We start from the raw sequence: 24,701 nt of genomic DNA, 5'->3' as shown, positions 1-24,701 counted from the left end.
CAATATTACGCCCCAGCCTTCGTCTGCCTCCTGTGTTTCCAATCTGCTGTCCCGCACAAAACTATTGATGAAGTAACTTTTGCAAAATAATATCATTTTATTATTAATGTGTTGGCTGTAAGCGCCTAAAATTGGTTAATTTGCAGGTTTTGTACTTAATAAACACAGAAAATGGCAATTGAAGAGAAGAGAGATGCCAACTTGAGCGGAGATCCATATGAGAATTTTCGGGCGCTATTGCAACAGTCTATCATCTCTCCTGCTATCTATACCTTTAAGTTCATCGTGAAGGCGGAGGAAGAAAAGATCGCTGCGTTGAAATCGGTATTTGCCGGTACGCCGGCGGAGATCACTGCTATCAATTCTTCTAACGGGAAATACAGATCATTTACCATAAAGCTGCTGGTGCAGAACGAAGAAGAAGTGATCAACTATTACAAAGAAGTGTCGAAGATCGACTCTGTCATTATGTTATAAAGACCATACGTTTTAATTTTTTATAGGTGAAGCGATTATTGTTCTATTTTCCGGTCAACCCATTGTCGAAAAATGCAGGCAATGTGACCAGAGCTTTAGGTTTCCTGGAATATTTCAAAAAAAGAAACCTGGAAGTCGATTTTGTGTCCGAAAAACACTGGGGAACCTTTACTGATGAAGGGATAGCCGGGTTGAAGGAAACAGGCCTGGTAAATGAAGTATACCTGCTGGAAAGGAAACCGAAGAAAAAGAATCCGGTTTCTTATTTTTTTGGATATAAACTCAGGAACAAATCATTCATCAGGAAAACCAGCCCGAAAGGAGGGATTCTTAACCGCGTAACTTTACATCTGCAGCAGCAGTTCAATGAGGTGCTTTCCCGGAAGCATTACGATTATATTATCATCAGCTATGCTTTCTGGGCCGACCTGATCTATAAAAATCCCCTTGCTGCCAAATCGCTGACCATCATAGATACACATGACCTGGAATCCTCACTGCTTCAGCATGAGCCTGGGTTTGACGTAAGCGTGGCGCTGGGCGATGAGTTAAGGCGCCTGGAGCTTTTTGACCAGGTATGGGCCATTTCGCCGGAAGAGAGTTATTTTTTCTCTCAGTTCCTGGGTGACCGCGTAAAATACATTCCTATGATGCTGCCTGATCCTATACCTGTCAGCAGCAAGGCAACGCCGGAATATGATCTTGTATACGTAGCCAGTGATAACGCTAAGAACATTATGTCGGCGGCCTGGTTCTTCAGTGAAGTGTATCCATTGCTGTCTCCTGATATCAGGCTGGCGGTGGTAGGCTCTATTACCGGCCATGTGCCCAAAGACCTGCCAAACGTAACACTTATTCCTTACGTTCAGCACCTGGAAACGATGTATGTCAATGCCCGTGTGGCTTTGTCGCCTATGCTGGAAGGAACCGGCGTGAAGGTAAAAGTGGTGGAGGCCTTGTCGCACGGCCTGCCGGTAGTATGTACGGAAAGAGGAACAGATGGCTTACCGTTTAAAAGCAATAACGGTTGCCTGGTGGCTGAAACGCCCGGCCATTTTGCACAATTTGTAGATCAGCTTTTACAGGACCATGATTTCTACAAAAAGCAGTGTGACATGGCGAAGAATACTTTCCTGCAATGTTTCTCCGCTGAGGAAGTTTCCAAACGCCTGGACACGGCCATGTCAATTACCGGATAAGGGCCGGTCGAACGCATATTTTTTTTCATAAGTCCTGAAGTAGCGGTCCGCCAGCCGCGGACTGATCCTGCTCAGGAATAAGCCTATGTGAAGAACAGGGACTCTTTTTCTGTAATTCTTAAAGAGGGAATCTCTTTCCCATCCCAGGTCGGTACTGTGCTTCTGCAGCAATTTTATAAAGGCGCGGTATGCTTCATTTGTAGCAGCATCGCTGTACCTGTACAATTCGAAATAACCACCGTAAATAATCACACGGGCATTGTGGTAACGTCTGAAATCGCTGCGGTACCTGGACCATATTCCTTTGGAAAGGAGAAATGATTTCATTTGCTGGTCTGCCTGATAAAAGAGCGCTACTTTATCTGCCCTGAAACCGCTGTTCATGGTAGACGCTTCTCCTTCTGTTCCCCTTTGAAGATAGTAGTAGAAATAACCGCTGATACAGGTAAGCCTGGTGGCGTGATAAACCGCTTCCAGCATAAAAGGGGAGTCTTCGAAGATACGTTGACGGAAACGAATATGATGTGTTTCGATCAGCGAACGTTTGTACAGTTTGCCCAGAGTGGCGGTGTTCACTGCATCTTTCCTCACGGTGTTTTCCGCAAGGAAACAGGAAACAAGGTCTTCATAAATGACAGAAGGGTCATATTCGAATTTATATAGTTCTTCCAGCTTACCATCGTCTTGTTTTTTTACGCTTTTGTAGCCAAAACAGACTATGTCTGCATTTTCCTTCAACGCCGCTTCCACTGCCCGTTCCAGGGTAACAGGGTCCAGCCAGTCGTCGCCATCGAGGAAGAGAACGAATTCGCCGGTAGCGTTATCCAGCCCGTTGTTCCTGGCGGCTCCCTGCCCTGCGTTGTCCTGGTGCAGGAGCCTGACATTCGGGTATTTCTCCGCTGCGGCCTTTAATATCTCCGCTGAGCTGTCTGTAGAACCATCGTTCACAAAGAGCAATTCCGTATTGGAATAGGTTTGCCCGACCAGCGACTGGATGGTAGTTTCCAGATATGGAGCAAGGTTATAGACGGGAATGATGACTGTTACTAGCGGAGATGGCATCCTGAAATATTTTATGGCTGGTTAACCTTTAAAGCGGCGTCCATTCGCTGGTACACTTTTTCTGCTGCAAATGTTTTCCTGAAGGAAGCAGCGCTCCATGCGCTTTGTTGTGCAAACAATGCAGGATCGGTTAGCAGGCGGGTGATGTGATCTGCAAACCCGGCAGGGCTTTCCGATACGAGGCAGCCGTTGTCAGTTTTTTCCGGCAGCCCATCCAGCCCCCGTTCGTTACAAACAACGGGCTTTCCGTAAGAGAAGGCTTCCAGTACTTTTATTTTGACGCCGGTGCCGGCCAACATAGGACATATCACTACTTTCGAAGCCAGGTAATAATCGCTCAGGTCTTCCACAAATGGAAGATAAGTTACATTGCTGAGGCCTTGCGGAATATGTGCATTAATTTTGCCTATAATGCAGAGACGGTACGACTGTGGCAATAACGGGTACACTTTATCAAAAAACCAGGCGGCTGATTTTTTATTGTTTTCATTATCCGATGCCACATAGATGATATCGTATTTCTTTTCTGTCAGGCCGTCGTCTTGTCTTGGCTCTTCCACCATGGTAGGGATGTAGAGTGTTTCTTTCCGGATGAACTGGCTGAAAAAATAATTCTCTTCACCCGAACAGGCCCATATCTGATCGTACAGGGAAAGCCTTCTGATCTCATCCCCCAGGGCGGCGCCTACGTTCACGTGTTTATCCAGCTGGTGTTGTGAAGCCATCAGGTCATGTGTGTCCATGATGGTGCAGGCACCGTTGATCAATGGATTGTCTTTGATCAGGTCTGCATAATAGGCATAGGAGATGATGATATAGTCGTATGTATGTTGTTGAAGCAGTTTGTCGAATTCCCTGCGCAGGTGCAGATTCACGAGGTTGGGCAAGCCACCTTTTATGGGGTTGAGCTTACGGTTGAACAACATGTGCGGCAACTTGTATTGAAAAAAGTAAACGAGTGGATTTTTTTTAGGAGGCTTACGGAACCAGAACCAGGCATTTTCTACAAATCCGCTGTTTCTCACCATGTCCATTTCTTCGGGTGTAATCTTCTCCCAGTCACCCTGGCGGGACACCAGGTCTACTTTCATGCTCCTGCTCTTAAAATACCGGAGAAGGGTGATGGCCCGGGTTTGGGCGCCACTTTGCCTGCCGATAGGATTATAAGGAAAGAAGTATAAAACGCGTTGCTGTTTAGCCATGCTGACGGTGATTTTACGAGATTAGTGTTAGTTGGCGCTGGTGTAGTTGAGTGCTTTGTCCAGCTTTTTATATACGTTGGCTGCTGCGAAATTATTTCTGAATGAAGCGGCACTCAGTTCGCTTTGTGTTGCATGAAAGGCTTTGTCTTCCAGCAATTTCAGCATATAGCCGGCGAACTCCTGTGGGTCCTGCGTTACGAGGCAGCCGCAATTGTTTTTGTCCGGCAGTCCATCCATGCCTCTTTCATTACATACAACAGGCAGTCCAAATAACATGGCTTCCACCACTTTTATTTTCACGCCTGTTCCGGAAAGCATAGGACATATCACTACTTTTGACGCCAGGTAATATTCGCTGAGGTCTTCTGCAAACGGTACCAGCGTAATGTTTTTATGGCCGCCGGGAACAAAACGGGAGATTGATCCAACCACACAAAGCGTGACGTGGTCAGGAATCAAAGGAAATACCTGTTTGAAGAACCAGTCTGCCGCCACAAGATTATGCGGGTTATGTGAGGCTACATAGAGCAGGTCATATTTCCCGGGAACATCCTTCTTTATATTCACTGGTTCTTCTACCATGGTCGGAATATATTTTACCTGGTTTTTCAGGAACTGGCTGAAGAAATAATTTTCTTCCGGAGAGCACAGCCATACCTGGTCGAACCGCGATAATCTTTTTAATTCATCGCCCAATGCTATGCCCCGGTCCACGCCTTTGTCGTGCTGGTGTTGTGCTGCCAGCAGATCATGCGTGTCGGCAATGGTAATGGCATTTCCTATGCGTGGGTTGTCTTTGATAAGGTCAGCCCAGTAAGCATAACTGACAATGATATAATCGTACTGATGTTGTTCCAGTATGTTATTGAATTTCTCCTGTAGATATGGGCTTACGTGGTTAGGGATGGTGCCTTTTACCCGGTGCAGCAGTTTGGGTATTTTATACGAGAAAAAGTATTGAAAGAAATTTTTCTTAGCCGGTTTTCTGGGATAAAACCATGCGTTCCTGACTTGTCCGCTTTCTTTGAACGCTTTGATGTTTTCTGGTGAGGTCACGCCCCAATAGTCGGTCAGCGAAAAAAAATCAACCTCTATGCCCCGTTCCTTAAAATACTGTAACAACGTAATTACGCGGGTTTGTGCGCCGCTGGTTTTTTCTATCGGATTTAAAGGAAAAGTGAAAAGGACTTTACTCATGTCAGGCTTGCGATAATGAATTCGCGGCAAAGCTAGAGAAAATAAGTTAAATATTCTAAATGTTTGTTTTATAATTTGTTAGATATGTATATTGATTTAATAATATACTTTTCCAGTAGATACCTTAAATGGGGAAGAGTGATGCGATAGAGGAGTGATGATCTCAATGGTCATGTCAATATCTTAAAACGAAGACAGTATGGAGAAGTTACAGGTACAGGGGGGATTTATCGATCAAATAAAATTGGGTGTACGTGAAAGTCTGAAAGGGATTTTCACGTACACCCTTTATAGCTCTTTACTTTGTTGCGTGTTTGCGCAACAAGTGAGCACATAATACCACTGAGGCAATAATAAGACATGCCGTTTTGAATAACAGACCAGTTTTCATAGGATGGGATTGTATGGTTAAATAATTTTTCCCTGTGTACAAAAACATGACACTCCTCTGAAGGCGATAGCCAGACTGATGCTTTTTTGCTGATAGTAATGCAGGAAGACCTTGCTGTGGGTGACAGATTACCGCATCATTTGCCAGGAATCAAATTTCCGGATGAGGCGGAGGAATTTATTACCGATATTGTTTTCCTGTTCCCGGCGAATCATGTAAGTTGCGATGACTGCCGCGACCAGGGCGATTAAAACGAGAATGATAAAAAGTGTTTTCATAAGGACATAGGTTAGGATGTTTTCAATAAGTGTGTGTCTACAGTAAATATAACGAATTATTTAAATAAAAAATATTTTTTATAGAATTTTTCGAAAGCCTGGGATCAAAAATAAAATAATATATAGACGTTCCCCTTTTCCCCAAAAAAATTAACATGGTCAATACATTGATAATTAATCATCTAGGCATATTGTATAACTAATACTTGGGATGATTCACTGAATCCTTTATTTTTGCCAGCAATCGGATTTTGCTAAAAGATTTAGTATCCTTGCAGCAGCTTTTTAAACCCTAGGAAAATAAATATTTAGGAAACTTTAATATAATATGGCAAACACGGACAAGACGGATAACAAGGATCTATTTGCTTCCTATACGGAAGACTCCATACGGTCACTGGACTGGCGGGAGCATATCCGGCTCCGTCCAGGTATGTACATCGGTAAACTGGGCGATGGTTCCAGCATGGACGACGGTATTTACATCCTGCTGAAGGAGGTGGCCGACAACTGTATCGATGAGCACACTATGGGCTTTGGCAAGCAGATAGATCTGAAAGTGACCGAGCACAATGTGACTGTGCGCGACTTTGGTCGTGGCATTCCGCTGGGCAAGGTGGTAGACGTGGTGAGTAAGATCAATACCGGCGCCAAATACGACAGCAAGGCCTTCCAGAAGTCGGTAGGCCTCAACGGGGTGGGTACCAAAGCGGTGAACGCCCTTTCCAGCTATTTCCGCGTGCAGTCGGTGCGTGATGGCCGCATGAAAGTGGCAGAGTTTGAACGTGGGGTACTGATCAAGGAACACAAGGAAACCGCCACATCCGAACCCAACGGAACACTGGTGACCTTTACACCGGACGATACAGTTTTCAAAAACTATCGCTTCATCCCTGAATTCCTGGAAAACCAGATCTGGAACTATTGTTTCCTGAATGCTGGACTGACAGTGAATTTCAACGGAAAAAAATATCTCTCCAAAAACGGTCTGCTGGACCTGCTGCAGCGTAAAACCAATGAGGAAGACCTGCGCTATCCCATCATCCACCTGAAAGGTGAAGACATTGAAGTGGCCATCACCCACGAAAACCAATATGGTGAAGAATACTATTCTTTCGTCAACGGTCAGCATACTACCCAGGGCGGTACGCACCTGGCGGCTTTCCGTGAGGCTTTCGTGAAAACGGTGCGTGACTTTTACAAAAAAGACTACGAAGCCACCGATATTCGTTCATCTATCTGCGCGGCTGTTTCCGTTCGGGTACAGGAACCGGTGTTTGAATCCCAAACGAAAACCAAACTCGGCTCCCAGGTGGTGTTTGAAGGTGGTCCTTCTGTCAAAGCATTTATACTGGATTTCCTGTCCAAACACCTGGACGACTTCCTGCATCGCAATCCCGCTGTGGCCGATGCCATGAAGAAACGGATTGAGCAGAGCGAACGCGAAAGAAAAGAGCTGGCCGGTATTAAAAAACTGGCCAACGAAAGAGCCAAAAAAGCCAATCTGCATAACCGCAAACTGCGTGACTGCCGTTTTCATCTCAATGACGAATTTACCGGCAAGGAGAAAGCGGAACTGGAAACAAAACGACTGGAAACCACCATCTTCATTACGGAAGGTGATTCCGCCAGCGGTTCCATCACCAAATCCCGCAACGTGGAAACACAGGCGGTGTTCAGCTTACGGGGTAAACCGCTGAACAGCTTCGGCCTCACTAAAAAGATCGTATACGAAAATGAGGAATTTAACCTGCTGCAGCACGCCCTCAATATTGAGGAAGGGCTGGAAGGGCTGCGCTACAACAACATTGTGGTAGCTACCGATGCAGACGTGGACGGTATGCACATCCGCCTGCTGATACTGACTTTCTTCCTGCAGTTTTTCCCTGACCTGGTGAAAAACGGGCACGTATATATCCTGGAGACACCGCTGTTCCGCGTACGCAACAAACAGCAGACCATCTACTGTTATTCCGAAGAAGAGAAACAGAAAGCAGTGAAAAAGCTGGGCAATAAGCCAGAGATCACCCGGTTTAAAGGATTGGGTGAGATTTCCCCGGACGAATTCGGCCGTTTCATTGGTGATGATATCCGTATAGAGCCGATCATCCTGTCTAAAGACATCCACATCCAGAAGTTACTGGAATACTACATGGGCAAAAACACCCAGGCCAGACAGGAATTCATCATCAATAACCTGCGGTACGAAAAGGACCTGATTGAAGAAGAAATCTAAATAAAGAAAGATGGGGCTTTTACACATTGTGTTTGGTGAGGCAGCCGTACCGGTATTAACAGAAGCCATCAACCTGGATGAGAAGTTACAGGGCGAATTGCTCAGCTTTGAAGACGACTTGTCCGTTGGCCCGCTGTTTATCCTGGATACCAAAGAAGGACAAGCCAACCGCCGTTTGTGGTGGCAGCAGCTGGCTGCTGTGCCACCGCCAGTGCAACCAGAACTGTTGCCGGAAACGATGGACACTGAAGCCGCTCCGGCAGTGGAAGAAGCGCCCGGTGATGCGGACAGGCTCAAAGCCATGAAAGCGCAGCTGAAAGAAGATCCATCCCTGGAAATATGGATATGGGCCGGACAGAACGCCCGCGATGTTTGTGGTTACTACTGGCTGGTGAGTCAACTGTATGATTTTGCAGGCCGTATCCACATCATCTATCTCAATAATCTGCCGTTTCTGAACGAGGATAAAAAAGTCTTTTTCCCGACCTATCTGCACCAGATATTACCATCGGAATTCCGGAAGGCAAAAGGATTGGCAAGACCTGTATCCCTGGCGGAATTTGAACTGGACGGCGACGAATGGCACCGGATGATGAATGAAAATGCCGGTATCCGCATGCTGGATGGCGGCAAAAAAATTAAAGGTGAACCGACCCTGTTTTATGATAAGGAACTGCTGGCACAAACCGGTAAAGAGTTTGTCAAAGCGTGGAGAGTAGTGCAACAGGTTACCGGTAAGCTGAAATACCCGGTAATGGACCAATTCCTGGGATGGCGCCTGAAAGAACTGGTGAAAGAAGGCAAAGTGGAAAGCAAAGGAGACCTGAAAACAATTCGTGACTTTGAAGTGAAGCTGCCGGGAGAAGACATTAACACTACAAATCCTGTAACGGAATGATAAAAGTAACCACCCTGTCACTCGCCGGGGAAGACGACCGGGGAAGCAACTACCTCTGGGACTGTGCCCGCACCGGGGAATTTATGCTTTGTTACCGGTATGCCGGCAGCAGCAGCGGCCAGCATTACCATACCGGTATCAGCGACAATAAAAACCCGGAGATCATGTTCCTGCTTACTGGTAAAGCGCTGATACACTGGTGCCCTGTAGGAGGGGATGAAATCCTTACCATCGAAGTAGTGGCGCCAGCCCGCGTGGAAGTACCCATCAACGTATGGCACCAGCTGATCGCCGAAACGGACTGCTGCTTTATAGAACTGAACTCCATGGCCGATGTGCAGAAAGACAGCGTACGTATTTGGAGAACAGATCTCGAAAAAATGTTTATCGAAAAATAGTAAGCGTATTATACATGGATATTGAAAATACAACATCAGACGAATCGCTGCATAATATCACCCACGTGGGAGGTATGTATGAAAGCTGGTTTCTGGACTATGCATCCTATGTAATCCTGGAGCGTGCCGTACCCAGTGTGGAAGACGGGCTGAAACCCGTACAACGCCGTATCCTCCATGCCATGAAAGAAATGGACGACGGCCGTTTTAATAAGGTGGCCAACGTGATCGGGCAAACCATGCAGTACCATCCGCATGGGGACGCTTCCATCAGCGATGCCATAGTAAACCTCGGTCAGAAGGATTTGATGATAGATACCCAGGGTAACTGGGGGGATGTACGTACAGGCGACGACGCAGCCGCCGCCAGGTATATTGAGGCTCGTCTCTCTAAGTTTGCGCTGGACGTGGCTTTTAATGCCAAAACCACTACCTGGCAGCTGAGCTACGACGGCCGTAAAAACGAGCCGCTGGCCCTTCCGATGAAGTTCCCGCTGCTGCTGGCACAGGGAGCTGAAGGTATCGCGGTAGGATTGTCCACCAAAATATTACCGCACAACTTCAACGAGCTGATAGACGCTTCCATCAAATATCTTAAAGGAAAGAAATTTGAACTGTTCCCCGATTTCGCTACCGGTGGTATGGTTGACGTGGCCGCTTATAACGACGGCAAACGCGGTGGTAAGGTAAGGGTGCGTGCACATATCGAGGAGAAAGATAAAAAGACCCTGCTGGTCAAAGACGTGCCTTATGGCATCACCACTACCCAGCTAATGGAGTCTATCGTAAAAGCAAACGACAGTGGCAAAATCAAAATCCGTAAAGTAGTGGACAACACCGCTGCTGAAGTGGAAATTGAAGTGCAGCTGGCGCCCGGGATCTCTCCGGATATCACCATCGACGCGCTCTACGCATTTACGGACTGTGAAATATCCATTTCGCCCAACGCCTGCGTGATCGTTGAGGATAAACCACACTTCCTGACCGCTTCCGAACTGCTGAAAGCATCTGCTGACTTCACCAAAGAACTGCTGAGACAGGAACTGGAAATCAAGCTGGCGGAACTCCAGGACAAATGGCATTACACCTCCCTTGAAAAAATCTTCTTTGAAAAAGGGATTTACAAGGAACTGGAACAAAAGCATAAAGACTGGGAAACAGTGCTGAATGCGATTGATAAAGGTTTCGCTCCGTATAAAAAACAACTGAAACGCGACATTACCCGCGAAGATATTGTGAAACTCACGGAGAAGCCCGTACGCCGCATTTACCGCCTCGATATCAATGAGCTGAATGAACAGATCAAAGGCCTCGAAGCAGACATCAAACAGGTGAAAAACGACCTGCAAAACCTGGTGGACTACGCTGTGTCCTACTATGAAGGGCTGCAGAAGAAATACGGCAAAGGCCGCGAACGTAAAACGGAAATTAAAACCTTTGATACCATCCAGGTACAACAGGTGGCCATTGCCAATACCAAGATATACGTAAACCGTGCGGACGGCTTCATCGGCACTTCGCTGAAGAAAGACGAGTTTGTGGCTGACTGCTCCGATCTCGATAATATCATCATATTCCGCCGCGATGGTAAGATGATGGTCACCAAAGTGGCGGACAAAACCTTTGTGGGCAAGGATATTATTCATGTGGACGTGTTCCGTAAGAACGATGAACGTACTACCTACAACATGATTTATGTGGAAGGTAAAACAGGCGTAAGCTACGCCAAACGTTTCAACGTTACCGGTGTTACCCGTGATAAAGAATATGACCTGGCGCATAAAGGAGAGAAAAATTCCAAGGTGCACTATTTCTCTGCCAACCCGAACGGGGAAGCGGAAGTGGTCACTATCAAACTGAGCCCGAACTGCTCTGCCCGTAACAAAGAGTTTGACCTGTTCTTTGAAACCATTGCCATCAAAGGCCGTAGTTCCATGGGTAACCAGGTGACCAAATACCCGATCCGTGGCGTGAAATTCAAAGAAAAAGGCGTATCCACCCTGGCCGGCCAGAAAATTTGGTACGATTCAGAAACAGGCCGCCTGAATACAGAAGAGAGAGGCGTGTACATCGGCAGCTTTGAAGGAGACGATAAAATCTTCGTGGCATTCAAAAACGGTACTTATGAGCTGACAAACTTCGAGCTCACCAACCGTTATGAATCCAATGATGTGGTGTATATCGAGAAATTCAACCCGGAAAAGATCGTAACGGCAATTTACTTTGACGCTGATAAAAAACAGTTCAACGTAAAACGTTTCCGTATTGAAACACAGACGTTGAATAATAAATTCCTGTTCATCAAGGAAGGCAACGGCAATTACCTGGAAATGGTGACCACACATACCCAGCCTGTTGTATTGCTGAAAACCGGCAAAAAACGCAGTCCGGAAGAAGAGGAAATAGACCTCTCCGAATTTGTGGAGGTAACCGGCTGGAGAACAGTAGGTACCCGTATTGCCGGCGATGACCTGATCAGTGCAGAATTATTGTCTGAGGATGAAGATCCGGACCCGAATGACGACTCACAGGTGCAAGGCGAATTATTCTAAATTTTGAGATTTTTTGATTTACGATTTTTTGATTTTGTGGATGATAAAAAAGAAGACCAAAGCGATTCGCTCGCTTTGGTCTTCTTTTTTATTCGCTCTGATGATTCCCGAAATCAAAAAATCGTAAATCAAAAAATCTCAAAATTTAGCTATTGTTTCTTTTTCGCGGGTTGTTTGTTGTTTGGCTCCGTTTGATAATCCTCTGCCGACCGCGGGTTGGTCATGCTTTTCTTTTTCTGGTCCAGCGGTTGTGGCACCGGAGCGCCTTTACCTAAAGGAATAGCGTCATGGAATATTTTGTTGACGTGCGTCCATTTGCCGCCTTTCCATTTAAAGCCTTCGTAATCCATATCTGATACGTAGGTATATTTTTTTGCCGGCTCATTGGTTTCGGATATCAGGTGATCAAATACGATCATGTCCAGTTCCTTGTTGTAGTTGAGCGTGGCGGTACTTTCCTTTTTATATTCAAGAATAAAGCGATTCCGGGTGGGCTTTGGCACGGAGTCTTCCGCATAGCTGAAGAAAGGGCCGCCGAAAACCGGAGTACCGTTTTTAAAGGTGAGCATTTCTACCAGTTTTTTCTGGCTGCGTGGATTATTGGCGTCCCAACCGAAGAGCGTGTAATACTCCTGGTTAAAATAGTGCCGTTGTACAATGTTATAATACAGGCAACCGTACCAGGCTTTGTTGCCGGCGATGGTATCTGTATTCGTGATATAATCGGATATATCAAACAGCGGGAACAGTTTCAGCTGACCATCCTGCGTATTCATCTGTATGGCGCCATAGTGGCGGTAGAAGCCTGTTTCCCTTTCCAGTGCCCACGTGAAAATACGGAAGCTGCTATCTTGCGGATATTGTATAGACACGGTACGCAGGGAGTCGAATGAAAACCGGAACGAGTAGGGTGTTTTAAGGGCATGCACCAGTGCCGGGATAAACCGCTCGGTAGCGGCTTCCCTGCCGGCGTCGCCTTTCCCGGCGAATATTTCCCGGCTGAGCTGCTGCAAGGTGTCCTGATCTTTCCGCAGGCGTGCATAGCCGGCAGCATCAGGCCTTTGCGCCCATATACCGGCGGTTGGTACAAGGAATAACAGTGACAGTATTATTTTTTTTATCATATCTATAATACGGTTCTGGCTTTAAATTATTGTATGTCTTGTGCAAACCGCAGCAGGTCGGGATATTTTTTATCGATCAGCGGATGGGGAAAAGGCGTGTCCGGCAGGGTAGAAGCGATAAACACGGTCTGCATGCCGGCGTTACGGCCAAACTGCATATCACTGAGGGTATTGCCTACCATGACGGCTTGGGTGAGATCAATTTCCGGGAAATCGTTTTTTGCCTGCGTGGCCATGCCGGCGTTGGGTTTGCGGCATGGGCTGTTGCTTTCCACGTCGGGGCAGAAATAGATGTGGTCTATCCGGCCACCGGCCTGCCGAATCGCGGCCAGCATTTGCGCATGGATTTCATGCAGGCCGTCAACGGTAAGCAGGCCACGTCCTATACAGCGCTGGTTGGTCACCACAAAAATCCGTTCAAAGTGTTGGGCCAGCAGCGGCACCGCTTCCAGCACGCCTTCGCTGAAGCGGAACATGCCGGGATTGAGCACGTACCCGTCTTTTATTTCATCATTGATAACACCATCCCGGTCAAGAAAAAGGTACATATTTATATTTTGGAAAAATGATCGATCGCCTTGTTATAGTCTTCCGGTATACCGATGTCGATAAAATAGGTATCGCTGATATAGCCGTTGAGGTTACCCTGGGCGGCCTGAGGTTCGAGCACTGCCTGTTCGAAAGAGAATTTCACCGGCAATGACAGGCTTTGAAGGAAAGTGGCGCTGGTCAGGTAGATGCCTCCGTTGATCAGGCCCTGGTGGCAGTATTGTTTTTCCCGGAACGCATCAATTTTATTGCCGGCGCTGAGCACAATGCTGCCGTAGCGGTCAAACTGCTGCATGGGCTTCAGAGCCAGCGTTAGTGGACTTGGGTTGTTGCGGTTGAACCGGACCATTGCCAGCAGGTCCACATCGAAGAAGGTGTCACCGTTGACGATGAACAGCTGATCGCCTTCCAGCAGCGGCAGGGCATGCAGAATGCCGCCGCCGGTGCCGAGTGGTTCCTGTTCCACGCTGAAGGATACACGTAGCGGCAGTGGTGTTTGCCGGCACCAGGTTATCACCTGTTCAGACAGGTAGCCTAGTGACAGCACCACATGGCGGATGCCTCGCTGGTGCAGGTATTGTAAAAGGAAGTACAGAAAAGGTTTATCACCGATGGGTGCCATGCATTTGGGCTTGTCAGCTACGGCGCTTCGTAGGCGCGTGCCCAGGCCTCCGGCCAGTACGATACATTCCATACTCATTCGCCGAAGAGGTTATTTTCCACTATTTCGCAGATGATGTGGCCTACCGTGATGTGGGCTTCCTGGATACGGGGCGTATCAGTGGAAGGGATATTGATCAGGTAGTCAGCATCTTCTTTCATTTTGCCGCCGGTAGCGCCGGTGAGGCTCACGATGATCATGCCTTTTTCCCGCGCCACTTTCATGGCTTCGAGGATATTGGAGGAGTTGCCGGAGGTGGAAAGGCCTACCAGCACATCGCCGGGCTGGCCCATGCCGCGCAGCATGCGGGCATATACATGTTCATAGCCATAGTCGTTGCCTACGGCGGTCATATAAGACGTATTGCAATGCAGGGCTTCTGCATAAAGCGGTTCACGGTCTTTGTAAAAACGGCCGGAGAATTCCGCGGCCAGGTGTTGCGCATCGGCGGCACTGCCACCGTTGCCGCAGAACAGCACTTTGTGGCCTTGTTTCAGGCTGAGGCCGATCACTTCGGCTACCTGTTGGATGGTATGTAAGAGCCTTTCATCCTGACAAATAGCTTCTTTCACGGCAATGCTTTCACGGATGGTCTGGGCGATTTTTGTTTTCATGTCGGATTGTTTTAAGATTAGATACTCCAGGTTTGAATACCATGATGTGTGAAGGTATAACGTTTTACATCTCCACCAAAGCTGTTGAGGGCATCTACTACTTTAAAACGGGTGTTTTTCGGACAGTAGAAGATCATAAAGCCGCCACCGCCGGCACCGGAGATCTTGCCGCCGCTGGCACCTGCCTTGCGGGCCGCTTCGTAGATCTCATCGAGCTGAGGGTTGGTGATCCCTTTGGCCATCTGTTTTTTATATTCAAAACCGTAGTTGAGGATTTCTCCTATTTTATCGATGGAGCCACGCAAAAGGGCTTCTTTCATCATCACGGCCTGATCCTTCAGGTGGTGCATGGCCGCAATGGAATCGTCCTTTTTGTCGTTCACATTTTTCTGTTGTTCGGAGATAATCGTGGAAGACAACCTGCTGGTGGAGGTGTAAAACAATACGAGATTGTTTTCCAGTTCATGCAGATGTACTTCTTTGATACGCAGCGGGTTCACGATCACTTTATCGCCACCATAGAACTCCATGAAGTTTACGCCGCCGAAAGTGGCCGCATATTGGTCTTGTTTGCCGCCAGCCTGTTGCAGGTCTTCCCGTTCAATGGAATAGGCGAGGTGTGCCATATCGTATTCCCCCAGTGGCAGTTTGAGCCATTCGGCGAAGGCGCCGAGCACTGCTACTACCAAAGTGGAGGAAGTGCCCAGGCCGGAGCCGGGAGGAGCGTCCACGTAGGTGGTGAGCCTGAAACCGGAGGATGGCAGGCCGCCATAGTCTTTTTGTACTCTGTTGATAACGCCTTTGAGGATGTCCAGTTTGCCGTCTAACGGCAGCGGGTATACGGCGTCGTAACTTAGTTGTTCTTTTCTGTCGGCGGATTCAAAAATGATTTTTCCATCAGACAATGGTTCTATGGAAGCGCGGGCATACAACGAGATAGTAACGTTGAGAATGGCGCCGCCATACAGGTCGGAATACGGGCTTACATCGGTGCCTCCACCGGCCAGGCCTATACGTAATGGTGCTTTACTTCTGTAGATCAATTTTTTACTTTTTTAAGCGGATAATCAGGATGCTGCTAATGTATGAATTTCCCGGGCGAGGCGCGACCAGGAGTATTGTTGTTTTTCTATTTGCAGGGCGGCAGTCATATCAGCCTCCCTGTTGTCCACGAAATATTTTTCGATGGCGGCGGCAATAGAAGCTGGCTCAGGATCGCACTGGAAGCCTACTACGCCGTCGGGGACCATTTCAACCAGACCGCCTACACGGGTGACTACCATCGGTTTTTCAAAATGATAGGCTATCTGTGAGATACCGCTCTGCGTGGCGCTTTTATAAGGCTGTACAACGAGGTCGGCCGCACAGAAATAGTTTTTTACCGCATCTGTAGGAATAAAATCGGTATGCATCATTACCCGGTCGCCCAGTTGCAGCTCCTGTAACAGTTGCTGATAGGGAGCGGCGTCTTCATAATATTCACCGGCTACGATCGCATGCACATCCAGCTTCTTCATCCGTTCGTCGGCCATAGCTTTCAGCAGCAGGTCCAGGCCTTTGTACTGGCGGATAAAACCGAAGAACAGGATATAACGTTTACCCGGTTGCAGCTGTAACCGTTGACGGGCTTCCGCTTTAGAGATGGGCGTACCGTAGTTGTCGTAGATCGGGTGGGGGATGAGCGATGCTTTTTTCGCAGGCTCAAACACCCGCAGGTCATCGAGCACGGATTGGCTCATGGCGATGAAAGCATCCACCGGTTTCAGGAAGTATTTGGTAAAAGCTACGTCGCCGGCTCTTTTTTCGTGTGGCACCACATTGTCCAATACGGCGATTACCTTGGTATTGCCGCGTTTACCCAGCCGGAGCAGGGTGCCCAGGGAAGGGCCCATGACGGGCAACCAGTATTTGGAGATGATGATATCAGGTTTCATCTTCCGGATCTTACGGCCTACGATGAGCCAGTTGAGCGGATTAACGGAATTGATGAGCCGCTGTATTTTCAGGTGTTTAGGCGGCGGATCGGTAGAGTACTGACTTTTGCCCGGAAACAGAAATCCGGGATATTGCACGGTAAACGTGAATATTTCCACATCGTCTGTTAGCTGCAGCTCTTCCGCCAGTCTTTCGTTATAAGCAGCCAGCCCACCCCGGAAGGGATAGGCTGTGCCGAGAATAAGTATTTTCTTTTTAGTACGGCCCATTAGGTTAGTTTGTTTTGTCCAGTCTTGCCTCTACCAGGTAACTATTCCTTTCAGGGGCGTTGCGGGTAACCAGTTCGCCGATAAATCCGGTCAGGAACAATTGTGAACCGATGATCATGAAGAGCAGGGCCAGGAAGAAGATAGGTCTGTCTGTCATGTTGTATTTATCGTAGAATATTTTGGCAAAAGCCAGGTAAAACGCGATGATAAAGCCGAAGAAAAAGAACAGGGTACCCAATGCGCCGAAGAGGTGCATGGGGCGTTTCCCGAATTTACCGATGAACATGATGGAGGCCAGGTCGAGGAAGCCGTTGATAAAACGTTCCAGCCCGAATTTGCTGACCCCGTATTTACGGGCGCGGTGTTCCACTACTTTTTCGCCGATATTGCGGAAACCGTTCCATTTGGCGATTACCGGTATATAGCGATGCATTTCTCCGTATACTTCGATGGACTTGATGACTTTTTTACGATAGGATTTCAGGCCGCAGTTCATATCGTGCAACTTTACGCCACTCATACGGGTGGTAGTATAGTTATACAATTTAGACGGCAGATTTTTGGTGAACGCGTTATCGTAACGTTTCTTTTTCCAGCCGCTGACAAGGTCATAACCATCTTCCACGATCATGCGGTACAGTTCCGGTATTTCATCCGGGCTGTCCTGCAGGTCTGCATCCATGGTAATTACCACATCGCCCTGGGCGGCATTGAAGCCTTCGTTAAGAGCGGCGGATTTACCATAGTTGCGTTGGAACTTGATGCCTTTGATGCAGTGGTTTTTTACGGCCAGTTGCTGGATCACTTCCCAGGAACTGTCGGTACTGCCATCGTCGATCATCCAGACCTCATAGGTGAAGCGATGCTCCTGCATCACCCGTTCAATCCAGGCAGCCAGTTCAGGAAGTGATTCTTCTTCGTTTTTTAAAGGAACGATTACGGATATGTTCATCTTGATAGAATAGTATTATAATTGTTTATGCCCGGGTGCATCTTTCTGTAAGCCCTCCGGTGCTTTCTTACGCAGGATCAGCGCTATAATAGCAGATACGGCGAAATAGAAGATCAGGCCTTTCAGGTAATTCATCAGGGACTTGGCAGGCGTTACACCAAAATCGGTGGCGCTGATACTGTCCAGCTGTTTGTCTATTTCTTCCTGGGGGGCGCCGAAACGTCTCAATAAACTTTCCGTGGTGGACAGTGTATGGTCTCTCAAGGCATCCGCCAGTTTGGGATCGATGAATTTAAACTGGATGAACTGGAAAACAGCCATCAGCAGGGTACCGATGATAAAGGTGGTGAACAGTGGTTTCAGCAGGTCTTTGAACCCGATATAACCACCGGCCTGTTTTTTACTTTCTTTTCCGGCCAACACCGCAAAAACGATAATTAATGCCAATTGAAATATGCCGTTCCAGAAGGAAAACATCATGCTGGTGCCGCCAATCCAGGACAGTACATTCAACAAAATAAGGACAACGCCGGCGATGATACCCCATTTCACCCCGGGATTAGATGACTGTTGCATATAGGATTATTTGTTGACGTGAAAAATAGGACCGTTCACAGTGGCAATAACCTTGCCTTTCAGTGTACTGCCAATATAAGCCGAATTTTTTGATCTGGAAGCGATATGGTCATTGGTAAATTCCCATTCCGCTGCCGGGTTGAAGATCGTCAGGTTAGCGGCGGCGCCTTCCTGGATGGCAGGCTGCGGCTGTTTGAAGATGGCGCGCGGTTTTTCCGTCAGCATAACAATATGTTGTTCCAGCGGCAGCTGCGGCAGGTAGTTGCGGATGACGCCGAAGCTGCTTTCCAGGCCTATCATACCATTTTTGGCATATTCAAATTCTACCTGTTTGGCGTCCCATTCCTGGGGTACGTGGTGGGTGGCAAAGCAGTCCACCGTACCGTGCACCACTGCTTCCTGTATGGCTTGCACGTCATCTGCACTGCGCAGCGGCGGGTTTACCTTCAGGTTGGAATCGTAGGATACCAGCTGTCCATCGGTGAGCGACAGGTGGTAAGGAGTAACGGAGCAAGTTACCTTGATACCGGCAGCTTTAGCGGCGGCAATGAGTTCTATGGATTTGCGGGTGCTTACGCCCGTGATGTGGATGCGGGAATCGGTGTAGCGGGCCAGTTCCAGGTCGCGCTGTATGATCAGTTCCTCTGCCAGGGCCGGTTTACCGGGCATACCCAGTTGGGTGGAGTAGATCCCTTCATGCATGAGGCCATGCGCGGAGATGCTTTGGTCGTCCGGCAGTTGAATCAGCGTACCGTCGAAGGCTTTGATATATTGTAATGCTTTGAGCAGCAGGCCGGGTGACTGTACCGGTTTAAGGCCGTCGGAGAAAGCTACGGCGCCGGTTTGCTGCATTTCATACATTTCGGCGAGGCCGTTGCCTTCCAGGTTTTTGGTGATAGCGCCGATAGGCAGTACCGTAGCGGCAGCGTGACGGGTTTGGCTAAGCACATATTCAATCTGCGGTTTGGTATGCAGGGCCGGTTGGGTATTGGGCACTACCATCACCGTGGTATAACCGCCTGTAGCAGCAGCTTTTACGCCGGTGCGCAGGTCTTCCTTGTGCTCCAGCCCGGGGTCGCAGAAATGGGCGAAAATATCCATCCAGCCTGCGGATACGTGCAGGTTCTCACCAGAGATCACCGTGGCACGTGCATCTTCCAGGTGATCGCCCACCTGTTGGATAATACCGTTCTGAATGGAAATGTCTTTTTGCTGCCCGTGAAAGGGAGAAGAAGGCGCTATAACCTTTACGTTTTTGAGTAATATGTGCATGCTTTACGTTCTATTCAGTATCAAAACCTGTCCAAAAATACAGGGGCAAATGTAACATAAAACTGTTAATTGATGAAGCCCTCCTGCGGCCCTTTTCCGGTTTTGTTCAGGTTGGTATGATAATTGAAAACAGTGGGATAGCAGATCAAAATAACTCAGGATGAATGATTATCTCATTAACCTTGTCACACGTATATGCGACCGCTCGGAACAGTTGAACGACACCCAAACCATCAGCTGGCAGGCGCTCCGGGAGGCCGAACAGCTGGCCAATCATGCCTACGTGCCGATTCTGTACCAATATATCACTACAGAAACAGACAAGGAAAAACGTCGTGCCGCCGGATTTATTATTATTCAGCTTTCCAGGAATACCAATGATCCGGAAGTGATCCGGTTTATGCTGGACCGCCTGCGGATAGAACAGGAGCCGGATATGATAACCGCTATTCAGCAGGACCTGGAACGTGGTCCGCAGATTCCGGGTTATATGAACCTGGACCCGCTGTTGAACAATACTTTGTCGCTCAATAACAATGTGCGCCGCTCCGCTTTATTTGCCCTCCGGGGTACTAATAACCCGAACGTAGAAGACTGGGCGTTAAATCTTTTAAAAAGGACTGTAAATGAATATGATATATATTATATAGTATTACTGCTGCATAAAGTAGCGACCAAAAAAAGTATCCCTGCTCTCAAACGCTTGCTGGAACACCCCCGCCAGGATGTAAAAGGACTGGCATTTGCTACCATCGCGGATATTGAGAAAGAGAAGGAAGCATTGTTTTACGCCCGCTGCCTGCTGCGTGGTCAGCTGAAATCCGAAGCGATGGAGGCGATTTATAAGTATGCAGATGAAAGCGCCATACAGGCCGTGATCACCCGCATTACAGAATTGTTGTCTAAAAGACGCACCAGTGGCCGCCTTTCGCTGGAAACTTTCAAAAACGGCTTTACTGACCTGATGCTGGGCATGGAATTTTTGTTCCGTTTCCGTACTGTTAAAAGCGAAGTGAAAAAGACTTTCTCCTGGATCACTGAAAAGAGGGCGGAATACCTATTGCCTGAAGAGAGAGAATGGATACAACGCAACCTGGTGATGAATAAAGGTTGATACCCCGTCCACCCCACATCTTTTCCTCCTTTTATCCTGATATTTGTCCGCATAGCTCCCCTAACGGCGGTGCATACCTCGTAATTCTTTACATTTGGAACCTTAAAATGTAAGGATGAAAAGAGGATTGATATTGCTTTTGACAGGTTGTATGGCTGGCGGTGCGCAATACGCACATGCCCAGCAGCAGATGTACACCATGGCACAGGCCACCAACGGGCTGCGTGCAGAACTGGCGCCGGAACGATTGAAACAGTTTGAATGGTTGCCCGGTGAAAACGCCTATACCAGGGCTATAGCTGCCAACGGCCAGCAATACTGGGTGAAATACACCGTATTAGGCGGCAGGGCCTTACCCACTACTGATACCCTGCTGACGCTAAACACGCTCAACCAGCAACTTTTTTCCCAGCGCCCCCTGCGTGCCTTGCCTGCCCTGCATTGGACAGACAACAGCCATGCCTGGTTCGCCATCGGTAATGTGTTGTACGGCGGCACGGTAACCGACCGGATGATCTCTTTCAGCAACTGGTGCACGCTGCCCGAAGGCGTGGAAAATGTAACGGTGAATCCTAAAAGCCGCCAAATAGCCTATACTGTTAAGAATAATCTTTTCCTGCGTACTGCAGACGGACAGGAACAGCCTATCACCCAGGATACAGATATCAACATCGTGAACGGTAAAAGTGTGCACCGTGAAGAGTTTGGCATCGATAAGGGTATTTTCTTTTCTCCGCAGGGTGATCTCGTTGCTTTTTACCGGATGGACCAACGGATGGTAAATGATTATCCGGTTATCGACTGGTCAGTAGTGCCTGCACATGCCAATATTATCAAGTATCCCATGGCCGGCGGTAAATCCCACGAAGTTACATTAGGCATATATCAGCCTTCTACCCGTAAAACTATCTTCCTGAAAACAACAGGGGAGGCGGATCATTACCTGACCTGCGTTACCTGGGCGCCTGACCAGCAGTCTGTTTACGTAGCCTTGCTCAACAGGGACCAGAACCACCTGTGGCTGAATCAATACAGCGCCACTACCGGTGAACTGGTCAAAACCCTTTTTGAAGAAACGGATCCCAAATATGTACATCCTTCTCACCCGTTGACTTTTGTGCCGGGCAAACCCGATCAGTTTATCTGGTGGAGTGACCGTGACGGCTATACGCACTTATATCTTTACAACACTGCCGGACAGTTACAGAAACAGCTGACCAAAGGCGCCTGGGTAGTGAATGAATTACAAGGTTTTTATAGCGCTGGTAATGAAATAATTATCACCGCGGCAAAAGAAAGCCCGATGGAAAAACATGCCTATGCCGTTAACCTGAAAACCGCTGCCATGCGTCGTTTGGACCAGGCAGCGGGATGGCACGACATACAGGTAAGTGGTAAAGGTGATTATGTGCTGGATGCCTACACCTCCAAAGATGCGCCTTCCTCCGCGGTGATTACCGGCTTAAACGGCAAATACCAGGAGACTATCCTGAAGGCGGAAGATCCATTGAAAAATTTCAAACGGCCGGAAATCAGGCAGGTAACGCTGAAGGCCGATGATGGTACCCCGCTTTACGGTAAACTGATACTGCCATTGAATTTTGACAGCACCCGTCAGTATCCGGTGATCGTGTATTTATATAACGGGCCTAATGTACAGTTGATCCGTAATACGTTCCCTGCCAGTGGTAATTTGTGGTACGAGTATATGGCACAACGTGGTTATATCGTATTTACCATGGATGGCCGGGGCAGTGCCAACCGGGGTATGGCTTTTGAGCAGGCTACTTTCCGGCAGTTGGGCACCGTGGAAATGAATGATCAGCTGCAGGGTGTCGCCTACCTGAAATCATTACCCTATGTAAATCAACAGAAGATGGGCGTACATGGCTGGAGCTTCGGCGGCTTTATGACTACATCGCTGATGTTGCGCCATCCCGGCGTGTTTCAGGCGGCGGTAGCCGGCGGACCGGTGATTGACTGGAGCATGTATGAAGTGATGTATACCGAACGTTATATGGATACACCGCAGCAGAATCCGGAAGGTTATGCCAATTCCAATCTGCTTACCCAAACCAAAAACCTGAAAGGACATCTGATGCTGATTCATGGTACCAATGACAACGTAGTGGTTTGGCAGCATTCCATCAACTTCCTGAGAGCCTGCGTAGATAATGGTGTACAGGTAGATTATTTTGTATACCCTGGCCATCTGCATAATGTGCTGGGTAAAGACAGGGTGCATTTAATGCAGAAGATCACTGATTATTTTGATGCACAGCTGAAGTAGTCTCGCAAAGGCGCAAAGCAGCAAAGCGCGCAAAGATGATATAAGCGAATATTAAGAAAGCAAAGGAGCGAAAATCAAAATGTTGATCTTCGCTCCTTTGCTTTCTTATTAATCTTAACAAAAAAACTTTGCGCGCTTTGCTGCTTTGCGCCTTTGCGAGACTACATACCGCCCGTTTTAGCATCTTTAAAGGTGCCGGGTGTGTAAGTGATTTCTGAAAAAACACTGGTACAGTTTTCCCCCAGTGGTGATTGGGAGGAGAAGCCTATTCTGATGGGTGCCTTGGGTACAAAATTGACCAGGCGTATGGCTTCCCAGGTTTTCCCTTCGGGAGAATAAAAAAGGCCGAACATATTCCCTGATTTCGCCAGCCGGAAGTATACTTCATTTTTAATAGTGGTGGCATTGTTGCTGTCGTCCGTATAGGTGTTGGTTACCCCGGAGCAGACTGCGAATTTTCCGTAGTGGCTGTTTTCAAAGAGGAATTTGATGTATTGTGTGGAATCCGCCATCACATAGATAGCGCCGCCGTCATATGTTTTTTTGAAATCCACCCTGATTTTAGCGGTGAGCACGAAATTCTCATCCGGTTTGAAGGTAAGGATAGGCGCCGTGGCGATGTTGTAATTACCGCCGGGATAATTGTAAAAATCGGAGCCATTGGCGGCGGTGATGGTGAGGCTGTCTCCAGCCACATTAAAGTTTTGCGGTGTGTTAATCCAGCTACAGGGATAGGGTATGCCCTTGATCCGGATGCTATCCGCCGGAGTGGCCATAGCACTGCAAAAAGCCAGGATCAGGCTACCGAGTACAAGAAATTTCTTTTTCACTATCGTGGGTTTAAAATAAATACTGGCGCCCAATATATAAACTAAAAAACAAGGAAACGATAAAACTACAGGAAGGGTAAAAAACAACAACCTGGCCGGTGCCGGTCAGGTTGTTGAACAGGAGATAATAAAACTGTTATTGTACAACAGTATTACCATCCGCATTTACTACGAAAGATTGTACAACGCCATTTTTGATAACGCGTACCGTATAACAATCACTTCCACTGGTGCATTTCATGGAAGTAATATCATACAGATCTGAGCCGTAGGTTGTTTTCAGATTGGACATAATATTGGAAGGAATGTAGTCTTCCATTACCGGCAATGCTGCCTCTGGATACCGCATGGTATTGTTGGTAGTGGATGGCATTGGACTGGCCATGTCATTGTGCATGACCATACCGCTTCTTTTTGCCTCTCTTTTTTCAGCCCTGGCTTCCTTCCTTTCGGCTCTCGCTTCCCGTCTTTCCTCTTTTGTCCTGTGCCGGTGCATGGTATCGCCGGCATGGGAAGGAACAGCTGCAAACACACCAATTCCTGTGGCTAACAGATAAATCATCATCTTTTTCATAATCTTAAGATTTTGTAGATGAATAGATTTTTTGCCTTATAAAGTTCGCTC

Annotated in this window: 23 protein-coding genes; 8 read left to right on the top strand and 15 right to left on the bottom strand. The window is 47.8% G+C overall.

Features of this window, described 5'->3' with window-relative positions; genetic code table 11:
- Window positions 1-171 precede the first annotated feature (171 nt).
- Together ICL07_RS04345 and ICL07_RS32675 are read left to right on the top strand one after the other, a co-directional pair.
- Window positions 172-477 (top strand): HP0495 family protein, encoded by a 306-nt coding sequence (locus ICL07_RS04345; RefSeq protein WP_188086708.1) that lies wholly within the window; start codon window positions 172-174, stop codon window positions 475-477.
- A gap of 26 nt (window positions 478-503) precedes the next feature.
- The gene (locus ICL07_RS32675) at window positions 504-1,676 is read left to right on the top strand and encodes a glycosyltransferase (protein WP_188086707.1); all 1,173 of its coding nucleotides are present in this window, start codon (window positions 504-506) and stop codon (window positions 1,674-1,676) included.
- Here the strand turns inward: ICL07_RS32675 and ICL07_RS04335 are convergent.
- The 4 genes from ICL07_RS04335 to ICL07_RS04320 form a co-directional block, all read right to left on the bottom strand.
- The gene (locus ICL07_RS04335; RefSeq protein WP_188086706.1) at window positions 1,662-2,738 is read right to left on the bottom strand and encodes a glycosyltransferase family 2 protein; all 1,077 of its coding nucleotides are present in this window, start codon (window positions 2,736-2,738) and stop codon (window positions 1,662-1,664) included. The two genes, ICL07_RS32675 and ICL07_RS04335, sit on opposite strands and share 15 nt — an antisense overlap.
- A gap of 11 nt (window positions 2,739-2,749) precedes the next feature.
- Complete coding sequence (locus ICL07_RS04330) at window positions 2,750-3,940, bottom strand: glycosyltransferase (RefSeq protein WP_188086705.1); 1,191 nt, start codon at window positions 3,938-3,940, stop codon at window positions 2,750-2,752.
- Between the two features lie 27 nt (window positions 3,941-3,967).
- Window positions 3,968-5,137, bottom strand: a complete 1,170-nt coding sequence (locus ICL07_RS04325) for a glycosyltransferase (protein WP_188086704.1) — start codon at window positions 5,135-5,137, stop codon at window positions 3,968-3,970.
- A gap of 519 nt (window positions 5,138-5,656) precedes the next feature.
- Window positions 5,657-5,806 (bottom strand): hypothetical protein, encoded by a 150-nt coding sequence (locus ICL07_RS04320; protein WP_168868903.1) that lies wholly within the window; start codon window positions 5,804-5,806, stop codon window positions 5,657-5,659.
- A gap of 328 nt (window positions 5,807-6,134) precedes the next feature.
- Here ICL07_RS04320 and ICL07_RS04315 point away from each other — a divergent pair, with 328 nt between their 5' ends.
- The 4 genes from ICL07_RS04315 to ICL07_RS04300 are packed head-to-tail and all read left to right on the top strand — an operon-like array spanning window position 6,135 to window position 11,890.
- Entirely contained in the window at window positions 6,135-8,042 is a 1,908-nt protein-coding gene (locus ICL07_RS04315) for a DNA topoisomerase IV subunit B (RefSeq protein ID WP_168868902.1), read from the top strand.
- Window positions 8,043-8,052: 10 nt separating this feature from the next.
- Complete coding sequence (locus ICL07_RS04310; RefSeq protein WP_188086703.1) at window positions 8,053-8,940, top strand: DUF1835 domain-containing protein; 888 nt, start codon at window positions 8,053-8,055, stop codon at window positions 8,938-8,940.
- Complete coding sequence (locus tag ICL07_RS04305; protein ID WP_188086702.1) at window positions 8,937-9,338, top strand: hypothetical protein; 402 nt, start codon at window positions 8,937-8,939, stop codon at window positions 9,336-9,338. The genes ICL07_RS04310 and ICL07_RS04305 overlap by 4 nt, the downstream gene beginning before the upstream one ends.
- Before the next feature lie 14 nt (window positions 9,339-9,352).
- Window positions 9,353-11,890: a DNA gyrase/topoisomerase IV subunit A gene (locus ICL07_RS04300; protein ID WP_188086701.1), complete on the top strand. Its 2,538-nt coding sequence runs from the start codon at window positions 9,353-9,355 to the stop codon at window positions 11,888-11,890.
- A gap of 149 nt (window positions 11,891-12,039) precedes the next feature.
- Here ICL07_RS04300 and ICL07_RS04295 read toward each other — a convergent pair whose 3' ends face one another.
- Genes ICL07_RS04295 through ICL07_RS04255 form a run of 9 tightly spaced genes read right to left on the bottom strand, consistent with a single transcriptional unit; the run spans window position 12,040 to window position 19,842 of the window.
- Window positions 12,040-13,014: a hypothetical protein gene (locus ICL07_RS04295; RefSeq protein ID WP_188086700.1), complete on the bottom strand. Its 975-nt coding sequence runs from the start codon at window positions 13,012-13,014 to the stop codon at window positions 12,040-12,042.
- 26 nt (window positions 13,015-13,040) lie between these two features.
- A complete protein-coding gene (locus tag ICL07_RS04290; protein WP_188086699.1) occupies window positions 13,041-13,562 on the bottom strand; it encodes a D-glycero-alpha-D-manno-heptose-1,7-bisphosphate 7-phosphatase in 522 nt (173 codons plus the stop codon).
- A gap of 2 nt (window positions 13,563-13,564) precedes the next feature.
- A complete protein-coding gene (locus ICL07_RS04285; protein ID WP_223151745.1) occupies window positions 13,565-14,263 on the bottom strand; it encodes a nucleotidyltransferase family protein in 699 nt (232 codons plus the stop codon).
- Window positions 14,260-14,838 (bottom strand): D-sedoheptulose-7-phosphate isomerase, encoded by a 579-nt coding sequence (locus ICL07_RS04280; RefSeq protein WP_188086698.1) that lies wholly within the window; start codon window positions 14,836-14,838, stop codon window positions 14,260-14,262. The genes ICL07_RS04285 and ICL07_RS04280 overlap by 4 nt, the downstream gene beginning before the upstream one ends.
- 17 nt (window positions 14,839-14,855) lie before the next feature.
- Window positions 14,856-15,881, bottom strand: a complete 1,026-nt coding sequence (locus tag ICL07_RS04275; RefSeq protein WP_188086697.1) for a GHMP family kinase ATP-binding protein — start codon at window positions 15,879-15,881, stop codon at window positions 14,856-14,858.
- Window positions 15,882-15,905: 24 nt separating this feature from the next.
- Window positions 15,906-17,042, bottom strand: a complete 1,137-nt coding sequence (locus tag ICL07_RS04270; RefSeq protein ID WP_188086696.1) for a glycosyltransferase — start codon at window positions 17,040-17,042, stop codon at window positions 15,906-15,908.
- A gap of 4 nt (window positions 17,043-17,046) precedes the next feature.
- Entirely contained in the window at window positions 17,047-17,994 is a 948-nt protein-coding gene (locus ICL07_RS04265; protein ID WP_188086695.1) for a glycosyltransferase family 2 protein, read from the bottom strand.
- A 15-nt stretch (window positions 17,995-18,009) separates the two neighbouring features.
- Window positions 18,010-18,570, bottom strand: a complete 561-nt coding sequence (locus ICL07_RS04260; RefSeq protein ID WP_188086694.1) for a DUF4199 domain-containing protein — start codon at window positions 18,568-18,570, stop codon at window positions 18,010-18,012.
- Window positions 18,571-18,576: 6 nt separating this feature from the next.
- Complete coding sequence (locus tag ICL07_RS04255; RefSeq protein ID WP_188086693.1) at window positions 18,577-19,842, bottom strand: dihydroorotase; 1,266 nt, start codon at window positions 19,840-19,842, stop codon at window positions 18,577-18,579.
- Window positions 19,843-20,002: 160 nt separating this feature from the next.
- Between ICL07_RS04255 and ICL07_RS04250 the strand changes: the two genes are divergently transcribed.
- Together ICL07_RS04250 and ICL07_RS04245 are read left to right on the top strand one after the other, a co-directional pair.
- Window positions 20,003-20,956 carry a HEAT repeat domain-containing protein gene (locus tag ICL07_RS04250; RefSeq protein ID WP_188086692.1) on the top strand — a complete coding sequence of 318 codons (954 nt, stop codon included), beginning with the start codon at window positions 20,003-20,005 and terminating at the stop codon, window positions 20,954-20,956.
- Between the two features lie 115 nt (window positions 20,957-21,071).
- Window positions 21,072-23,246: a S9 family peptidase gene (locus ICL07_RS04245; RefSeq protein WP_223151744.1), complete on the top strand. Its 2,175-nt coding sequence runs from the start codon at window positions 21,072-21,074 to the stop codon at window positions 23,244-23,246.
- Window positions 23,247-23,407: 161 nt separating this feature from the next.
- Here the strand turns inward: ICL07_RS04245 and ICL07_RS04240 are convergent, their stop codons facing one another.
- Both ICL07_RS04240 and ICL07_RS04235 read right to left on the bottom strand, forming a co-directional pair.
- Complete coding sequence (locus ICL07_RS04240) at window positions 23,408-24,076, bottom strand: DUF1349 domain-containing protein (RefSeq protein WP_188086691.1); 669 nt, start codon at window positions 24,074-24,076, stop codon at window positions 23,408-23,410.
- A 136-nt stretch (window positions 24,077-24,212) separates the two neighbouring features.
- Entirely contained in the window at window positions 24,213-24,650 is a 438-nt protein-coding gene (locus ICL07_RS04235; RefSeq protein ID WP_188086690.1) for a hypothetical protein, read from the bottom strand.
- Between the last annotated feature and the right edge of the window lie 51 nt (window positions 24,651-24,701).

The organism is Chitinophaga qingshengii, from assembly GCF_014529935.1.
Lineage (GTDB): Bacteria > Bacteroidota > Bacteroidia > Chitinophagales > Chitinophagaceae > Chitinophaga > Chitinophaga qingshengii.
The sequence above is the reverse complement of the archived record's forward strand: the minus strand, read 5'-3'. Positions and strand labels throughout refer to the sequence as shown.

Bases quoted from the DNA above. Each gene is read 5' to 3' on its own strand.
- ICL07_RS04345 (WP_188086708.1), top strand. From the start codon at position 172: ATGGCAATTGAAGAGAAGAGAGATGCCAACTTGAGCGGAGATCCATAT.
- ICL07_RS04335 (WP_188086706.1), bottom strand. From the start codon at position 2,738: ATGCCATCTCCGCTAGTAACAGTCATCATTCCCGTCTATAACCTTGCT.
- ICL07_RS04330 (WP_188086705.1), bottom strand. From the start codon at position 3,940: ATGGCTAAACAGCAACGCGTTTTATACTTCTTTCCTTATAATCCTATC.
- ICL07_RS04325 (WP_188086704.1), bottom strand. From the start codon at position 5,137: ATGAGTAAAGTCCTTTTCACTTTTCCTTTAAATCCGATAGAAAAAACC.
- ICL07_RS04320 (WP_168868903.1), bottom strand. From the start codon at position 5,806: ATGAAAACACTTTTTATCATTCTCGTTTTAATCGCCCTGGTCGCGGCA.
- ICL07_RS04315 (WP_168868902.1), top strand. From the start codon at position 6,135: ATGGCAAACACGGACAAGACGGATAACAAGGATCTATTTGCTTCCTAT.
- ICL07_RS04310 (WP_188086703.1), top strand. From the start codon at position 8,053: ATGGGGCTTTTACACATTGTGTTTGGTGAGGCAGCCGTACCGGTATTA.
- ICL07_RS04305 (WP_188086702.1), top strand. From the start codon at position 8,937: ATGATAAAAGTAACCACCCTGTCACTCGCCGGGGAAGACGACCGGGGA.
- ICL07_RS04300 (WP_188086701.1), top strand. From the start codon at position 9,353: ATGGATATTGAAAATACAACATCAGACGAATCGCTGCATAATATCACC.
- ICL07_RS04295 (WP_188086700.1), bottom strand. From the start codon at position 13,014: ATGATAAAAAAAATAATACTGTCACTGTTATTCCTTGTACCAACCGCC.
- ICL07_RS04290 (WP_188086699.1), bottom strand. From the start codon at position 13,562: ATGTACCTTTTTCTTGACCGGGATGGTGTTATCAATGATGAAATAAAA.
- ICL07_RS04285 (WP_223151745.1), bottom strand. From the start codon at position 14,263: ATGAGTATGGAATGTATCGTACTGGCCGGAGGCCTGGGCACGCGCCTA.
- ICL07_RS04280 (WP_188086698.1), bottom strand. From the start codon at position 14,838: ATGAAAACAAAAATCGCCCAGACCATCCGTGAAAGCATTGCCGTGAAA.
- ICL07_RS04270 (WP_188086696.1), bottom strand. From the start codon at position 17,042: ATGGGCCGTACTAAAAAGAAAATACTTATTCTCGGCACAGCCTATCCC.
- ICL07_RS04265 (WP_188086695.1), bottom strand. From the start codon at position 17,994: ATGAACATATCCGTAATCGTTCCTTTAAAAAACGAAGAAGAATCACTT.
- ICL07_RS04260 (WP_188086694.1), bottom strand. From the start codon at position 18,570: ATGCAACAGTCATCTAATCCCGGGGTGAAATGGGGTATCATCGCCGGC.
- ICL07_RS04255 (WP_188086693.1), bottom strand. From the start codon at position 19,842: ATGCACATATTACTCAAAAACGTAAAGGTTATAGCGCCTTCTTCTCCC.
- ICL07_RS04250 (WP_188086692.1), top strand. From the start codon at position 20,003: ATGAATGATTATCTCATTAACCTTGTCACACGTATATGCGACCGCTCG.
- ICL07_RS04245 (WP_223151744.1), top strand. From the start codon at position 21,072: ATGAAAAGAGGATTGATATTGCTTTTGACAGGTTGTATGGCTGGCGGT.
- ICL07_RS04235 (WP_188086690.1), bottom strand. From the start codon at position 24,650: ATGAAAAAGATGATGATTTATCTGTTAGCCACAGGAATTGGTGTGTTT.